The following is a 16,622-nucleotide window of genomic DNA, read 5'->3' on the forward strand; positions in this document are numbered from 1 at the left end:
CATGAGGCTGTCAGTGCAAACGCCCCCAAAGCAAAGGTCATCAGCATGACGGCACATCATCTCGCAGACCCGAACGACGGAATGCAGGTCGGCGACTCCTTTCCATTCGACAACTTCGAGAAGGGTCTGTTGATTGTCGCGCGGCATCATCTGGATGCGCTGCGTTGCCCGGAAACTCAGGCTTGGCATCTGGCCTATTCCATAGCATCCGAGCGATGGGGCGATCGAATTGGATTGCCTGTGGCCCATCTGCTGGCACGATTCCTGAAGTTTGTTGTGCAAAGCCGCGACGGAGTGTTCGCCCATATTGACCCGTTTTGCGCAGACAGCCGCGATCTGATCACGACGGATGAGGCTTCGCTGCTGTTCGTTCTGCACCATATGCGCCGCGATGAGACACCTGCAGCCCGACAGGCGGTTGAAGACCTGACACTCGGACGCCTAGATCCGGACGTGATCCGGTCTGGTCTGACTTTTGCGGACCGCTTTCCCAGCGGTCCGCGCCCCGACGCACAGCGTGTGTCAGGCGCTCGGTTGCGGGTCGTGTCCTGACCCGAATTTGCGGTCCATGCAGGTATGAAAAAGCGCCCGCCGGTTTTCCCGGCGGGCGCATCTGCGTTTCTGCTCGATTTTATTAGAACGTTGCGGTCACAAACAGGCTGATGTTGCGGCCCGCGGCCGGAATCTGATCGTTGGCGCGATAGGATTTGTCCAGAATGTTGTTCACCTCAAGGTTCAGTCGCGCATTCTCGGTCAACTCCATGCTGCCGCGGAAATTGAGAGTGGTCCAGCCAGAGGTCGGGTTGAGGCCCGTCGGCGTTCCGGTATCCACCACATCGCCGTTCTCATCCTCCAGCGTGGACGAGCTTTCCCCGCGCAGGAACACATCCCACGTGCCACCGAAACTCGCCGCCTGCCAGTCGGACCGAAGACCAACCGTTCCGGTCCATTCGGGCGTCCCGCTGTCTTTGGTGGCGAACCCGTTTGCATAGGTGAATTCGCGCGTGACATTTGAAAGGACCACATAAGGCCGCACACCACCCCAGCCCGGGTCAAACTCTGCCGCGACTTCAAAGCCCCAGCTGTCGGCACTGTCGACGTTGTCATAGATCAGCTGACCCGGGTTTGAAGGGTCCGCGACCGTGGTGATATAATCCTTGGCCTCGGTATAGAAGATTGCCGCATCCAGAACGATATTTCCACGATCGATGCGCCCGCCGATCTCATAGTTCGTAGCTGTTTCTGGCCGCAGGTTTGGATTGCCATTAACAGTCTGGCCACCAGCGGTCGTCGTCAGAAACAGCTCGGACAGAGAGGGATAGGTATATCCTTGCGAGATGTTGGCCCGCAGGATTGCCTGATCCGACAGGTTGTAAACAAGACCCACAGAGCCCAGCCACCGATCATCGCTGTTGCTTTGCGTCGGCTGGTTGACGCCATCGACCGTGAACTCATCAAGATCACTGTCGACGCTGTAGTAGCGTGCGCCTGCCGTGGCGGTGAAATTGCCAAAGGTCGCCTCGTGCTGGCCATAGATGCTGTAGGTCTTGATAGACGCATCCACATATCTGAGCGTAGTCTGCGTTGGCACGAACGGGCTTGCGAAAGACACGATGCTGGTCTTGTCGGTTTCCAACCGGTCGTCTTCATATTCAAAGCCCAGAACCGAGCGATGCCCCGGTGCGAATTCGAAATTCGCTGTTGCCAGAAAACCCTTGGTCGTCTGATCGTCATCCGAAAGAGACACGACGTTGTTCGGTGCGAACGGCGAGGGTGATACGATGTCGAACGAGCTTTCGAACTCCCGGTCAACTTTTTGTTGATAGGCGCTGAATTTCAGCATCGACATCCATGGCGTCAGGTCTTCGCCTTCGTAGAATGCGCTGTATTTGCGCAGGTCCCGTTTGGGCAGGTTGATACGCGCGCTTGGATCGCCGGTGAAGACCTCGGTTGAGGCGTGATAATCTTGCGCGCGGAAGCCAACATAGCTTTGACCGAAATCATATCCTAAGAACCCAAGCAGACCACGATCATTGCTGCTTGAAGGAACAAGGTCGCCGTCGGGTGTTTTCCGGTCGCCCAGATCGGACTCCGAATAGGACAGTCGATAGTCGAAATTCTCGTAGGTGCCGGCCGCGCTGAGCGCTGCGCGATGTCCGTTGTTGGAACCGATGTAACCCGCGGTACCCGACACCTCGAGCGGTTTGTCGGCGCCGCGCTTGGTGATGATATTCACAACCCCGCCAATGGCACGGTTGCCCGAAACAACCGAGGACGGGCCGCGCACGATTTCAATCCGCTCGATCTCGGTCGGAGAGATCAGCAGTGGCGTGCCATAGCGGTTGTGATCCGACAGGCGCTGGCCGTCCAGCATGATGGCAACGCGTTGCGATTCCTCGCCCCGGATGCGGATACGATTCAGATCGTTCTCGGATACCTGGACACCCGGTACATCCGAAAGCAGGTTCGCCACCGATGTCGGGGGGATTTCACGGATCTGTTCCGCATCGACTACAGTGACCGAGCCGGGGCTTTTGAACACCTCGGTCGGGATGCCCGTGCCAGTGACGATGATATCGTCCAGTTCGATCACGTTATCATCCAAGTCCTGTGCCAGAACTGGCAATGCGGAAAATGCCGCGCCGACCAAAGCGGCAGCGGCGGTGGAACGCTTGAGCGCTGATTTCATTGAAACCCCCAGAAGTTCATAAGACGCAGTGAGTGCTGCATCCGCCCGATGTGAGCGTTGGTTGCTTGCTACCTTGCCGTCTGCTGGGTGTGGTGTTGGCCGTTGCGCTCAGAATTTCTGCAACGCGCCATCTGGAGGGGTCCTTATTGGACTTGACTCTCAAATACCATAGTATTTTTGTCAGAAAATGAAGGCGTGCTCTTGATGCCACAGGCTCAAGCCTGTAGGTCCAGCGCAAATGCAAATGTAGATTGTGCATAGCCCGGTCGGTTTCGGTCCCAGCAAGTTGCGCCCTTTCAAAGCTGTTTGGGAGATGACCATGGCAAACCCGACCCCTTCCGAAATCCGTGCGGCCCAGCAGGATAACCACAAAATGCGCCCGCGCGATCTGGCCGATATGCTGGGTATCTCCGAGGCGCAGCTGATCGCAGCCAATGTGGGTGCGGATGTGGTGCGCATCACAGCGGTGATGGATGACCTGATTCCACTGGTGAACCGGCTGGGTGAGGTGATGGCGCTGACCCGAAACGAAAGCTGCGTAATCGAGAAAGTCGGGATTTACGACGATTATCGCGGCGGCCCTCACGCTGCGCTGGTGGTCAATCACGAGATCGATCTGAGGATGTTCCCCAAGCATTGGGTGCACGCATTTGCCGTCACCAAAAGGCTGGATGACGGGTCTGAACGCCTCTCCATCCAGATTTTCGACGCGGCGGGCGATGCCGTGCACAAGATTTTCCTGCGCGATAGCTCGGTGATCGAAGAATGGGACGCCATGGTAGAGACGCTGAAATCGCCGGATCAGTCCGATACGGTGGCCGTTGAGCCCCGTGCCCCGATTGAGTCTGCAAAGACCGACCCGGCCAAGCTGGACAAGCTGCGCGCCGGTTGGGACGAAATCACCGACACGCACCAGTTTCTGCAGATGGTGCGCAACCTCAAACTGAACCGGTTGGGGGCCTACCGCATGGCCGGTGCACCTTATGTGCGGCCTTTGGCGATTTCGGCAGTGGATACGATCCTGCACCGCGCGGCTGAGATGGGCCTGCCGATCATGGTCTTTGTCGGCAATCAGGGCTGTATCGAAATTCACACCGGCCCCGTCAACGAGATCAAACAGATGGGTCCGTGGCTGAATGTGCTCGATCCCGGGTTCAACCTGCATCTGCGATCCGATCACATTGCCGAGGTTTGGCAGGCCACCAAGGCTACCCGCCGGGGTGATGCAATCTCGGTCGAGGCGTTTGACGCACATGGTGCTCTGATCCTGCAGATTTTCGGTGTGCTGGCCGAGCCGGAAGCGGCGGCCAAGTGGAACGAACTGGTGCGGTCGCTGGACGGTCTGCCACAGGAGGTTTCGGCATGAAACGACTGTTCTACGCATTCAGCCTCGCCCTGCTGGCTGGCACGTCTTTAAGCGCGGAACCGGCGCAGCGGATCGTCTCGGCTGGCGGGTCGATCACCGAGATCATCTACGCGCTGGGGCAGGAACACCGTCTGGTGGCGCGCGACAGCACCTCGAACCATCCGGCAGAGGTCAGCGAGTTGCCCAATGTCGGTTATGTACGCCGCCTGTCTGCCGAGGGGCTTCTGTCGGTCAATCCCGATATGATTCTGGCCGAAGAGGGCGCGGGTCCACCTGAAACGCTGGAAGTTCTGGCCGAAACGCAAATTCCGTTGATCAGCATCCCGATGGGGCATGACCGTGATGCGGTCGTCGCCAAGATCCGCGCCGTTGCCGCCGCGCTGGAGGTCTCGGAACAAGGGGAGGAACTGGCCGATCAGGTGGCCTCGGCCATTGACGCTGCCACGTCGCAGAGCGGTCTGGCCGATAAGCGCGTTCTGTTTGTCCTGTCGCTGCAAGGCGGGCGCGTTCTGGCGGGCGGGGCAAATACCGCCGCGCAGGGCATGATCGAAATGGCTGGTGCGACCAACGCGGTCGAAGGCTTTGAGGGTTACAAACCGCTGGGGGATGAGGCCGTCATCACTGCGGCCCCCGATGTCATCCTGATGATGAAGGCCGGAGGCGCGGTCTCGGTTACGGATGAAGAAGTACTGTCCCACCCCGCCATTGCCGCCACGCCAGCTGGCCAGAACCGAGATATTCTACGCATGGATGGAATGCTGCTACTAGGCTTCTCGGTGCGTACCGGACAGGCGATCACCGATCTGGCTGCCGGGTTGCGCGGTGCCAATGGTTGATCAGACCGCTCCGGTCGTTTTGGCGGGTGACCGCAGTGTCACCGCCCGGCATCTGACTTGGGTCCTGCTGGTCTTGCTCGGCGCTTCCGCGATTGCCGGGTTGGCCATCGGAGCCGCCGGAACATCCTTGTGGCGGGCGCTGTCGGATCTCTTGCACGGCCACGACCTGAGTCTGCGCGACCGCGTTGTACTGCTGGATATTCGTATGCCGCGCGTGGTCATGGGATGCATGGTTGGCGCGGCGCTGGCTGTATCGGGCGCGGTGCTGCAGGGCCTGTTTCGCAATCCGCTGGCCGATCCGGGCATTGTCGGCGTCAGCGCCGGGGCAAGCCTGGGCGCAGTCAGCGCGATTGTCCTGGGCGCGGCGCTACCATTCGCGGGCACCTTCGCCACATGGCTGGTTCCGGTCGCAGCCTTTGTTGGTGCATGGATCACCACGATCCTGCTTTACCGTGTTGCCACGCGGAGGGGGCAGACCTCGGTGGCGACTATGTTGCTGGCCGGGATCGCTTTGACGGCATTGGCGATGGCGTTGACGGGTATCCTTGTCTACATGGCCGACGATGCGCAACTGCGCGATTTCACCTTCTGGTCAATGGGCTCACTGGCCGGTAGCAGTTGGAGCAAGATCACCATCGCCGGGCCGATCATCATCGTTCCGCTATTGCTGTCACCACTTCTGGCCACCGGCCTCAACGGGCTTTCGCTGGGCGAGGCTGCAGCCGGACATATCGGTATTCCGGTGCAGCGTCTCAAGGCCAGCGCCGTGCTGATCGTCGCCGCCGCAACCGGGGCGGCTGTGGCCGTCAGCGGGGGTATCGGATTTGTCGGCATCGTCGTGCCGCATCTGCTGCGGCTGGCGTCCGGGCCTGACCACCGCTACCTGCTTGTTAATTCCGCGCTGCTGGGCGCAGCGCTTCTGGTGCTGGCTGACCTGATCAGCCGGGTCGTTATCGCACCGTCGGAATTGCCGATCGGGATTGTCACTGCCGTCATCGGAGCCCCGTTCTTCCTGTGGATATTGTTGCGTCAACGCGGCATTGTGGACCTGTAGGATGATGTTGACTGCCAATCAGCTTTCGGTCCGTCTGGGGCGCCGTATGATTCTGAAAGATCTGTCCTTCAGCGCGATGGCCGGGCACGTTACGGCCATCGTTGGACCGTCCGGGGCGGGCAAATCCACGCTGCTGGCCGCCCTGACCGGCGATATCGACTATTCCGGGTCCGTTACACTGGACAAACGCGATCTGGCAAAGGCCAGCGCGGCCGAGCTTGCCGATCTGCGCGCCGTGCTGCCACAGGCCACACCGATGAGCTTTCCCTTCACCGTGCTGGAGGTCGTCCGTATGGGGCGCCTGCGCCGGGCAAATGACGACCGGATCGCCGCCGAAGCGCTGGCACGGGTTGGCCTAGTCGGCTTTGCAGGCCGCTTCTATCAAGAACTTTCAGGCGGTGAACAGCAGCGGGTGCAACTGGCTCGTGTTCTGGTTCAGGTCTGGGAGCCCGTCGGACCGAAAGGCCCGCGATGGCTGTTCCTTGATGAACCGGTTTCAAGTCTCGATATCGGTCATCAGTTGCAGGTTATGCAGATCATTCAGCAGTTTGCAGCCCAGGGCGGCGGCGTGGTGATGGTAATGCATGATCTGAACCTGACCTCGATGTGCGCCGATAGTGTTATCCTTATGGCAGGCGGCACGCTTCTGCATCAGGGGGGGTCGCAAGAGACCCTACGGAACGATCTGCTCAGCCGAGCCTATGGCTGCCGGATCGCAGTAAATCGCACCCCCGAAACCGGGGTCTTTCTACTTCCACAGGTCGCAATGGCTGCGGATTGACCGCAAATACAGCCTCGAAGTCCCGAAGTGACACAAACAATCCTGTTTCAGCCCCAAAATGACCCCTTGACTCAGCGCCCAATTAGCCGACTAAAAGGGTCGGGATAAAATTCCGATTGTTTTTATCGGATAAAAGAGGAGTCCCCATGCTGAAATCCAACCTCAAACTCACCACAGCCTTTGTCGTCGCGACTATGCTCGGTGGTGGGGCATTCGCCGATCAGGCCTATGGTCCGTTCCCGGTCACGGTCAAAGGCTATGAAGGCGACAAAACCAATTCGGTTTCCTATTCCGGTCAGGTCGCGCGCCACGTTCTGCACGACAGCCTGAAGAAAGCTGCAGGCAAGGGTGATGGTGGCAACAACGCGGCCGAAGTAGAGGCGCTGATGCTGGCCTATTTCAACGGGTCTGAAGAAGACCTCGCCATTATCGCGCCGGTTTCGAAAGACGGCTTCCCGGTCAAGCAATCGACCGTGAATGAGATTTCGAAAGGCAAGAACATCTCGGGCAAGTTCTACAACGGCGCAATGCCAGCGTGGCCGGGCAATCAGTCGGGCGTCGATGTGGCGCTGCAAATGATCAATCTGGCCGCCGCGTCGAACCAGGGCTACGACCCGGTGAACGGTATGGACTGGGGTCAGTTGATCTCGAAATTCACGCTGGGCGCGATGGCGTATAATCAGGCGGTCGACAACTATCTCGACGAAAAGCTCGAAGCTGACAACAAGCCCAACGACAAGCCCTATTCCGAGGGCGCGCATTACACAGGCAAAGAGCACAGCTGGGACGAAGCCTTCGGGTATTTCGGTGCCGCGGCGCATTCGGTCAGCTTGTCTCCCGAGCAGAACTATGCCGTGTCCAAACAAAAGGATCTGGCCGCAGCGGACGCGAATGGCGACGGTGTGATCGACCTGAAGACCGAGTTTGTCTTTGGCCCGGCCTACTACGCCGCAGGTGCTGACAAAGGTGGCAACAAGAACACCCAGTACATGACCACCATCTTTAACGCCTTCCGCGACGGGCGTGCGTTGATCGCATCCGCCAATGGCGAGGCGCTGACCGACGCGCAGCGTGCAGAGTTGAAGAACTATGCCGATATCATCGAAACCAACTGGGAAAAGACGCTGGCCGAAGCCACGTTCAAATATGCCGGTTCGGTTTACAAAGATATCGACAAGATCAAATCGGGCGAAGACACCGACAAGGCGCTGCGCAACTATGTCAAGCACTGGGGTGAGTTGAAGGGTTTCTCGATGGCGCTGCAATCGGGTAAGAACAACCTCGGTGCTGCGGCTATTGACATGAACTGGTTGATCGGCTTTGGCCCTGCCATGCCGGATGGTCTGATGGTCTCGGACATCGATGCGGATGGTAACTTTGTTCGCGAACGTGAGATGACGCTGGAGGACTACCAGGTCAACATGCTGAAGGTTCAGAAACTGCTGATCGACACCTTCGGCATCGAAAGCCGCGCGAATGATGCGACCGCCGATCTGGCGGCGCTGGCTGACAAGCTCGGTACAAACGAATCCGCTGAAAGCGACTGATTTCAGTTCGTGCCACGCACCCGGCGGCGCCCCAATCCGTCGCCGGGTTTTTAGAAAGTTGAGACTTGGAATTTCTGGACCACATAGGCGCGGTCTTTGCGGACTTTTCAAACCCGAAGAAACGCATCTTCATCGGGTATCTGCTTCTTACGGTCCTGATTGCGCTGATTTGGCTGGTGGCGGTCCGAAGATCCTCGATCCGAGCCGCACTGCGCGAGGTCTTTGACCGCAAGGTACTGTTCTCGGCCTCCTCAAAAGCGGATTACAAGATTTTCGTGATCAACCGCGTGTTCACAATGTTCATCTCGCCGCTGCTCGTATCCCAGTTGGCGATTGCGACGGCTCTCTACTACGCGCTGCATGAGATCGACTTTCTACAACGGGGCCTGTTTGCAGACACGCCGCAGGGTGTGATCGTAGCGCTTTTCACTGTGACGATCTTTCTGGTGGATGATTTCACCAAATATCTTGTGCATCGCTGGATGCATCGCTGGCCGCTGCTCTGGGCCGTTCACAAGGTCCACCACTCTGCCGAAACGATGACGCCGATCACCGTCTATCGCGTTCATCCGCTCGAAGGTATTCTCTATGGTCTGCGCGCCGCCGTGGCGCAGGGTACGACGATGGCGGCATTCCTGTTTTTCTTCGGCAATGCGGTCGATCTTTACACGGTGATCGGCGTGAATATCCTGTCGTTTGTGTTTCACGTCACCGGGTCAAACCTGAGGCACACGCATATTTCAATCCGCTACTGGCCGTGGTTGGAGCATCTGCTGATCTCGCCCGCGCAGCATCAGGTGCACCATTCCATCGCGCACGAACATCACGACAAGAATTTTGGCGTCGCCTTCGCCGTCTGGGACTGGCTGTTCGGCTCGCTGCACCTGTCCGAGACCGATCGGGATCTGACCTTTGGCCTGCCGCCCTCGCAGGCGCATCCATCGCAACTGCTGGATATCTATCTTCGCCCGTTTGCGGATATGGGGCGTTATCTGCGCCGTCGCGCGCAGCGGCTGCGCGACACGGAGCTGAGTATGCGCCGCAAATCCGATGTGAACGGCAAAACCGGCTATTCGAAGCAGCGCTTGTGAGGGATAAGACCGTGACATCCCTCCTCAGTGATCAAGAACAGGTGCAGATTCTGACCTACCTTGCAGCGTTCTACCCCGCTGCGACCGGTATTCCGGCCTCATTCGGGGAAGAGATCAATCTGGTGTTCTCCAATACACTGGCGGCACTGAAAGAACGGGGCTTGATCGATTATGAAACCAACACCACGACAGCGCTGCCTGCGGCCATCGCCATCACAAGTGTCGGGATGGCATTTCTGAACTGCGACACCGCAGGGCTGGACACTCGCCATCTCGACGACCCGAGCTAACTCGGTCATGACCTGCATATGAAACCAGCCGCAGACCCGTGGTCGCGCCAGCGAGTTTGAAGACATGAGCAAGAAAGTTCCGTCGCCCTGCATCGATGTCTGCAAGTTCCGCCGTGAGGGGCACTGTATCGGCTGTTCGATGACCAAGAGCCAGAAAAAGCTGTTCAAATCCATCAAACGTGCGGATCACCAGGAAGCGTTCATCACCATGCTGATGGGGCAGCAATCAACGATGGGCCGGTACACGCATTGGGCACCGGCCTATCTCAAGAAGCTCAAGAAAAAGAAAGCCAAGGTGAAACTCACCCTGCCGGGTTAACTCAGCGCAGGTGAGAGCGCAGGAACCAGGCGAATTTCTCGTGCGTCTGGCCGCGGCTGATGCACAGGTCTTCGGTCAGGGTGTCGCCATGCCCTGCGGCCAGTTCGCCTGCGCCCGCCAGCGTCGAGGCCAGCGTTTCCTGCGCATCCAGCATCATCTTGATCATTTCCTTGTCTGACGCGGTGCCGTCAAACTCGCTGACTTTCGAGCGTTTCAGCATACCGGCCAAGGTGCCTTCGGCATGGGCGTCCAGGGCTCTGACACGCTCGGCCAGATCATCTTGTGCGACAAAATGGTCTTCGTAAATCTTCTGAAACAACTCGTGCAGCGGGCCAAAGGCCATTCCGGTCACATTCCAATGAAAGTTCTGCGCCAGCATCGTTGTTACGGCGGTTTCGGCCACGGATTGGTTCAGAGCGTCCGCGATTGCAGCACGGGAATCAGGCGTCAGATCAATAGCTGTTTGGGTCATAGGTTCACCTTGGTTTATGAGTTCTCACCTGCGTCAAAACAGGGACATGATCCATATTTAGCGGATCAAACGCTCTTGCCAAGAGATTTTTAGAATAATTCTAAAACTTATGAAATTCCTCAGAAATTGAACGGATTAGAAAGGCCAGATTCTGTTGGGTCCAACGCGGAACCCGTGACTGAATGAGAAATCTAAAGCTGTCATCATCCGTGCGCTCAATGGCCTCAAAAAGTCTGCACAACCATGCTTCGTCAAATGACAACTCATCCGTGCCGGGACGAAAGAAGACAGGACGTTTGGTGACCGCTTGACGAAAACCGCGCATCAGGGTCTCGGCATGGCGCATCCGCGCATCTGCCGGGTCAGCCAAGAGTAGTGCGCAGGCCTGATCCAGATCGACCCGTGCAGCAGATCGACACTGCAGCGCCACTAGCCGCAGATGGTTGATGATCCACATCGACCGTTCGGAAAACTGCGGAAGGATGGGCGCCAAAGGGCGCTCGGAGTGAAGTTGTCTGACTGCCTGCATAGGGGTGTACCGACTCAAAGCTATTGGGAAGCAACATAGGCACCCCCAATAAAGTCGACAATAGTAGTAAGGTACTCGTAGGGCAAGGCGAGAAAGTGCTGCTGCGACGGTGTGGCGCGAGGCGTTTTTCAACTTGGTTTGAAAGTCTTACGCTTGACCGCGAACCTGAGGTCGCGCGTTCAGGCCTCGACTTACCCGAAGTTGAACGCGTCGCTTGAAAACTCGCAAATCCAGGTGTTGCGCAGTGTCAGGCTATCATTATCTCCGAGACCAAAGATGGTGCGACGCTGTCGTCTTCCGCCGCAGCGATACGGCCTCTTTCAAGTATGAGCTTGCGTCGACGGTATAGCGGATTGCGCATCACGCCATTGCGGACGGTAAGGGCAGAGGTGCTTTCGTCTTCATACAGCGTTTCCTCCAAGATCCGCAGGTTGTCAGCCGCAAACCAACGACGGCGGCGACCACTGACAAAAATGATTGCAACTTCGGGCATCACCATGTGCTTCACGCTACCCTCATGTCTCTTTGATCCGCCGAGCGGCCGGTCCAAATCAGGGCCAGTTCAGAAAGAGTGGCGCAGCTGGCAATTAGCGGGTTGCGAGCCAGAAACTTTTCCCATATACGCCTGCCCATCCAGTGAGATGTTGTCTAAGGAACATTGGTGAATGTGTTCCAAAGCGCGTCTTAACTTTTGAAGCTTAGCTGTGCTAATTGCTTGATCCACAAGTAGAAAGTGGATTTGTTTTTAGCCGGAAGCGAAGTAACAGAAGTGCCCCTATAGCTCAGCTGGTAGAGCAACTGATTTGTAGCTCCGCCTTAGGCTCAAACTCTAAGGTAATGTTGCAGCCCTCAATGGAAACGTTGAGGTGAACTGGTGTCAAATTCGGGGAAACCTGAGCAGGTTATGCTGCTGGCAATCCCGAGCGAAGCTTTCCGAGGCAACTCGGATTGAACGTGTAGAGACTTGACGGCACCCACCTAAAGCCCTCTGGGGTCACGGTGAAGAGAAAGTCCAGACCACAAAGCGCGTTGAGCGTGGCGGCGAAAGTCGTAGTGGTATGAATCAGTAGGTCCGCGGTTCGAGTCCGTGTGGGGGCACCAGACTCATTGTTTTCAAAGGGTTTTTCCGGTTTTTGTAACTGGAAGTGGGGCCTTTTGTTATGGATGTACGGTTACCCAAAGGCCTCTTTAAGCGAGGCAAAGGTTACGCCGTGAGGGTCGCGGTGCTGACCAACTACCAACCGATTCTAGGTAAGAAAGAGATAGTCAGGGGTTTGGGCACTCAGGATTTGGCCGAAGCCTTGGTGCTTCAAAAAGAAGTCATTGCCGAAATCTTGTCGTCTATGAGCGAGGGGAAAACCGCCCCAACTGTTCGCGCAACGAACAAGAACCGATCTGCGAGAGAAGGTACAACCATTAGCGAAACGGCACATCGATGGTTGGCCGAGTCCGATGGTGTTAAGAACGCAACCAAAGCTAGATACAGGCAGCACCTTGAGGCGCTTGAGGCAAACACTGGGAATGTTGAGGTCACGCAGATTATCAGAACATAGTCGGGCTCTGTTATCCCTGCTCGAAGTCGGAGGCAGAGAAGCGGCGATTGAACCAAGCGTTTGAGGACGGTTGGGAGAGCGGGGAACTTGAGTTTTTGGCGAGTATTTCGAAAGGTGACTTGGAGAAAGAAAGACATCTTCGCAAGATCTATACGAGCGAGGGTTGGATCGAATTTATCTAATTTCTATTGGGTTGGTCGAGACTTAGTTTCTGATACTGCGGACCACTGACCGATGGTTTCAAAACCACCGCTTCACTTGTTACTTGTTCAACGCAGCGGAGCGGTGCATGGTTGGACCATTTTTAGAAGCTCTTGGAAGGAAAAATTGATGAAGACTATGTCTCTTTTCTACGCTGCGCTCTTTGTTGCTAATGCTATGCCCACAATTTCCAATGCGCAGCAAAGTTTTTGCGAAGTTGCCGCAAAGAACATACCTTTTACGACTAGCACGTCTGCTTCTGTTGAAGTTGTCACGCGGCAGATTTGGGATTCTAGTCGCAATCAGAATTTCCAATCCGAGCAGGAATTCTCTGAATGGTCAAATAACAGCGACTCTGGCGCTTCTTTCAAACTTTTTAGTTTCTCTCATGGTAGTTCGAGTTCGCGCCAAACTGGCAGCTTCGCGGAACGTTATTCTGATTATTCGAGAGATTATGCAGAGACACTTAGTTCATACAGGGCCAATTCCGTCGGGGAACGCTATCCGAGTAGGGAGTTCATAGGCGAAGTTTTATCGCGTTGTGCGCCGGGGCTGCCAATATTTGCGGTTATTACCCCAGGAAGTGACTTGACTTCATTCTCTGCGAGGCTCGTATTTAATACCCCAGGCATATCAAGCCAGAGAATTAGGATTGTGAACGCAGAGTGTCGTGAAGGAAACGGTAGGTTCGCTGATACATTTGAAACTGATGCTGACTCCGCTGCATTGGAGTGTCGCCGATTGAACAATGCACTAGCGACAATTGGATTTAATAGCCGAGCAGCAGAGGCGTCAGCAGAACTGCCAACACCAGACACCGTTTTGAAGAGGCTTGAGACTCTTATTGGTCACCAAGCTGCGCGTATAGCAACTCAGGCAGAAGTAATAACAGGCTTGCAAGATCGGATCGGAGCTTTAGAGGCAGCTAACCTAACGCAGAATCAAAGAATTGACTCGACTGAGAATTCGCTCCGTCTCGTGGGAGCAACATGCGATATGACATCACTTGGCAGCAGCCCAGAGTGGAAAAAAGACAAGTCGATTAATGGGAGAGAGGTGCACGTAAGACTTATGGCGGTTGTTAAGAACGGTGCCTTAGACGATTATGCCACTGGAGCGGGGGGCGACAATTTAGTTTTCTTCTGCGTCGCAGAAAGCTCTGGTGCTAAGGTGGGCGCGGTCGGAGTTTGTCCGAGCAACGCCAACTGTCCATGGTGGCCATGAGCACAGACCCGGAAGATTCTGTCGTAGGGCTCCCCTATCATTCTGGAAGGTTAGTCGGAACACGCAAAGTGCAGTTGGTTTACTGATTGTTTGTGAGACTATTCCAATGGTTTAGTTTGGCACTCCCCAACTGAGTCAATCTGACTCACCCTTACATGTACGGGTTGACCACCCGGATTCTGTTACAGTAACAGTCGTACTCGAACCATGTTGGTTCTCGGAGAAATCCTGAGGATTACCAAAGGGTTCTGGTGGTCAATCTACTGTTCCACGATTGTAATCAGTAGGTCCGCGGTTCGAGTCCGTGTGGGGGCACCATTTCAATTAAGAATACTCTTGCAATTCAATAATTTAAGCGCGTTTTTATATTTGCAGACCACCTTTCGGTGGCTGTTGGATGATATTAGTGCTTTTAATTGTACGATTTATCCAATTGCGGCTGACGAACAGGTTGCAAAGTGCTGTAAACCTTCCCCAAAGGCCCGATGCCAATCAATATCCTGAAAAATTGGTCAGGAAGGTTGAGCAAACTCTACATCAGAACGAGGGGCGTTTCGGGAGGCAGGTCATGGTTCAGGCGGCGTTGGATTTGAAGGTAGTGATAGTCACATAGTGGCCATCCCTTCAGGCAGCACGTCAGTTAGAAAACCTGATTGCTGGTATTCATAGACGAGACCGGCGCCTTTGGCTTTAAGCTGGAAAAGGATTCATCCCCAACTCCACGCTATAAATGGTGGCTAAAACTCGCCAGGAAAGAGCGTCAGTATCAGCTTCTAGTCAGCGTCAATTGTTTTTGCTCTCAGTTCTTCCCAGTCAAGTGAAGACTTAACCAATTTGCGCCCGTTCATAGACATCAGTAACTGGTCATATGGATAAAAAACCCTGCCTTCTCCAACGTGAAAGCTGGTATACTCATCCCACTTTCGTACATATTCGAGTAATATCTCGCGCTGTTGCTCGCTTACAAATGAGTGGGTGGCTAGATACGCTAATCCCACCACATGATAAGCATGGTAAAGGTTTTTGCCTCCGGGTTTCGCGAAATTTGTGCCATAGCCACAAAACACACCGTCGGTCTCAGCGTTTATCACAATTTCGTGGCGATTACCGGCCTTTTGGCTCCTTAGAACGATGGTTTCCTTGTTGTTGTTCGGTGTCGCTCTTTTGCGGTCAAATACAGCTCGATAGTATTGAGCTTCAAAAGGCTTTTCACTGGAGATTTTGGTGTTGTACAACCTGTTGCAGGTGACAGTTATTACTGGGTTGCCCTTCTTAAACTCTCTGATTTGAGTGTCATAGGAAGCAGCTTTAACTTCACCATTAACGGAAGGTAGTTCCAGTTCCTCAATATCCATGAAGTAGTCAGGAAAATTGTCATCCAAGCTTTCGAAATCTGCTCTTAGCGCCTCGCTTCCACTGTCCAGCTTAAGCCGTAACGGGGTTGCGTTTGAGTATAAGCTGATATTGTGTTCGGGATCATCGAAACTTGGCAGCAACTCTACTAAGTACTTTATGTTGTTGTCAAAAATTCGTCTGTTCTCTGCAGATGGAAAAGTCGCTACATAATCCCCATAGTTGAGCAGCGCGTGTATCCAGCCATTCAGGATTATTTCAGGCGGGGAGTGGAATAGGGGCATTTCCAGAAAAACGCTATCCTGCCAAAGTACGCCGCCCTTATGGTAGTCGAATTCTAACCCCCTGGCTGTTTGTTCCAGAAACTGTCCGTATTTCTCAGGGTCGTCTGCTTCCATGCGCATTGCCGCCGCCAGCAGGCTCGATTGACTAAGCGCGCTGTATTGAAGCTTGGGACCTCTCATACGAGCAAGCGGGTAGACTTCTGGATAATACCAAGTAATACCGCCGTTCTCTAGGGAGACGGCAGATTTCATCGCTTCATCGACGATGGCATCTAGTTTCTCAAAATCCCCGCTTTCAGCAATGAGTTGAAATGCTCCACCTAAGGCAGATGGATGACGCGCCCACGCATCATCCCTTCCTAAGAGTCGATATCGATAGTAGGGATAGTTATTGACTATGGCGAATGGACCAACTCGTTCGACGCTCTCTTCCTGACTTTCATCTAGGAGTATTATTGGAGGCGTCATTTTTTGAATGATGTCAGCCGATGGCTGAGAAAAGTGTATTTCAGCCTCATTCGATTGAAGTTGCGCGTATGCACAGCCAACAGACAACAGACAACATAGCTGCCGTGCATATCGAGAGAGGAAGTCTAATGAACACTCAACAACCCCAATTGTCTTGTTATTTGTTATTTGGCTTATCGTAGCTCCCAAGTATTCGAGTATGGTGTTGATATCAAGCTGGTGCACTAGACATTCTTTAGTCGTTTGCAGGTGTTATGGTTGTTGGCAACGAAACCGACACACTGAAAACGTTACAAGCTGAGTGTTTGACCGGCTGGGTGAAATCCCAACGTCGCCCGGATAATGCTGGCCGAGGTCAACAGCTGGTTGAGCTTACCCATGAATTGTCGCGATTAATTCTCGCTTTCTGGCTCTCATCTAGGGCCGCTTTGTAAGGGCGTCGACACTTGGCGCTAAGGAAATCCCACTTAGCCTGTTGGCTAACAATCTGCGCTTAACTTGGCAGTGGGAACAGTAGGCCCAATAGTGGTGGCAGGCCCGGCGAGAATAGGCTCAATCTGGCTGA

16 protein-coding genes are annotated in these 16,622 nt (G+C 55.0%); 11 read left to right on the forward strand and 5 right to left on the reverse strand.

Features of this window, described 5'->3' with window-relative positions; translation table 11 throughout:
* Positions 1–45 precede the first annotated feature (45 nt).
* Complete coding sequence (locus RA27_RS00800; RefSeq protein WP_039534033.1) at positions 46–552, forward strand: hypothetical protein; 507 nt, start codon at positions 46–48, stop codon at positions 550–552.
* 82 nt (positions 553–634) lie between these two features.
* Here RA27_RS00800 and RA27_RS00805 read toward each other — a convergent pair whose 3' ends face one another.
* Complete coding sequence (locus tag RA27_RS00805; protein ID WP_039534035.1) at positions 635–2,689, reverse strand: TonB-dependent receptor; 2,055 nt, start codon at positions 2,687–2,689, stop codon at positions 635–637.
* Positions 2,690–3,008: 319 nt separating this feature from the next.
* Between RA27_RS00805 and RA27_RS00810 the strand changes: the two genes are divergently transcribed.
* The 8 genes from RA27_RS00810 to RA27_RS00845 all read left to right on the forward strand — a co-directional run bounded on the left by RA27_RS00810 (position 3,009) and on the right by RA27_RS00845 (position 9,973).
* Positions 3,009–4,055 (forward strand): ChuX/HutX family heme-like substrate-binding protein, encoded by a 1,047-nt coding sequence (locus tag RA27_RS00810; protein WP_241483989.1) that lies wholly within the window; start codon positions 3,009–3,011, stop codon positions 4,053–4,055.
* A complete protein-coding gene (locus RA27_RS00815; RefSeq protein ID WP_039534037.1) occupies positions 4,052–4,891 on the forward strand; it encodes an ABC transporter substrate-binding protein in 840 nt (279 codons plus the stop codon). Before RA27_RS00810 ends, RA27_RS00815 begins: the two co-directional genes overlap by 4 nt.
* Positions 4,884–5,945, forward strand: coding sequence for an iron ABC transporter permease (locus RA27_RS00820; protein ID WP_039534039.1), 1,062 nt, complete (start codon positions 4,884–4,886; stop codon positions 5,943–5,945). The genes RA27_RS00815 and RA27_RS00820 overlap by 8 nt, the downstream gene beginning before the upstream one ends.
* A gap of 1 nt (position 5,946) precedes the next feature.
* The gene (locus tag RA27_RS00825) at positions 5,947–6,726 is read left to right on the forward strand and encodes a heme ABC transporter ATP-binding protein (protein ID WP_039534042.1); all 780 of its coding nucleotides are present in this window, start codon (positions 5,947–5,949) and stop codon (positions 6,724–6,726) included.
* 146 nt (positions 6,727–6,872) lie between these two features.
* Positions 6,873–8,273, forward strand: coding sequence for a DUF4856 domain-containing protein (locus tag RA27_RS00830; RefSeq protein WP_039534044.1), 1,401 nt, complete (start codon positions 6,873–6,875; stop codon positions 8,271–8,273).
* 65 nt (positions 8,274–8,338) lie between these two features.
* On the forward strand, positions 8,339–9,364 hold the full coding sequence (locus tag RA27_RS00835; protein ID WP_052265125.1) for a sterol desaturase family protein: 1,026 nt from the start codon (positions 8,339–8,341) through the stop codon (positions 9,362–9,364).
* A gap of 11 nt (positions 9,365–9,375) precedes the next feature.
* Positions 9,376–9,654, forward strand: a complete 279-nt coding sequence (locus tag RA27_RS00840; RefSeq protein ID WP_152610621.1) for a hypothetical protein — start codon at positions 9,376–9,378, stop codon at positions 9,652–9,654.
* A gap of 64 nt (positions 9,655–9,718) precedes the next feature.
* Entirely contained in the window at positions 9,719–9,973 is a 255-nt protein-coding gene (locus RA27_RS00845; RefSeq protein WP_039534048.1) for a DUF1289 domain-containing protein, read from the forward strand.
* A 1-nt stretch (position 9,974) separates the two neighbouring features.
* Here RA27_RS00845 and RA27_RS00850 read toward each other — a convergent pair whose 3' ends face one another.
* From RA27_RS00850 to RA27_RS00860, 3 genes are all read right to left on the reverse strand, one after another.
* Complete coding sequence (locus tag RA27_RS00850; RefSeq protein WP_039534050.1) at positions 9,975–10,445, reverse strand: DNA starvation/stationary phase protection protein; 471 nt, start codon at positions 10,443–10,445, stop codon at positions 9,975–9,977.
* A 100-nt stretch (positions 10,446–10,545) separates the two neighbouring features.
* Positions 10,546–10,938, reverse strand: coding sequence for a hypothetical protein (locus RA27_RS00855; protein WP_152610622.1), 393 nt, complete (start codon positions 10,936–10,938; stop codon positions 10,546–10,548).
* A gap of 283 nt (positions 10,939–11,221) precedes the next feature.
* Positions 11,222–11,473, reverse strand: coding sequence for a hypothetical protein (locus RA27_RS00860; RefSeq protein ID WP_052265127.1), 252 nt, complete (start codon positions 11,471–11,473; stop codon positions 11,222–11,224).
* A gap of 661 nt (positions 11,474–12,134) precedes the next feature.
* Between RA27_RS00860 and RA27_RS00865 the strand changes: the two genes are divergently transcribed.
* Together RA27_RS00865 and RA27_RS23995 are read left to right on the forward strand one after the other, a co-directional pair.
* Positions 12,135–12,527: a DUF6538 domain-containing protein gene (locus tag RA27_RS00865; RefSeq protein ID WP_039534055.1), complete on the forward strand. Its 393-nt coding sequence runs from the start codon at positions 12,135–12,137 to the stop codon at positions 12,525–12,527.
* A 330-nt stretch (positions 12,528–12,857) separates the two neighbouring features.
* Positions 12,858–13,952 carry a hypothetical protein gene (locus RA27_RS23995; RefSeq protein ID WP_152610624.1) on the forward strand — a complete coding sequence of 365 codons (1,095 nt, stop codon included), beginning with the start codon at positions 12,858–12,860 and terminating at the stop codon, positions 13,950–13,952.
* 773 nt (positions 13,953–14,725) lie between these two features.
* On the opposite strand, the gene RA27_RS00875 is transcribed toward RA27_RS23995, so the two are convergent.
* Positions 14,726–16,282 carry a D-glucuronyl C5-epimerase family protein gene (locus RA27_RS00875; protein ID WP_152610625.1) on the reverse strand — a complete coding sequence of 519 codons (1,557 nt, stop codon included), beginning with the start codon at positions 16,280–16,282 and terminating at the stop codon, positions 14,726–14,728.
* Between the last annotated feature and the right edge of the window lie 340 nt (positions 16,283–16,622).

It is taken from the genome of Ruegeria sp. ANG-R, assembly GCF_000813985.1.
GTDB lineage: Bacteria > Pseudomonadota > Alphaproteobacteria > Rhodobacterales > Rhodobacteraceae > Ruegeria.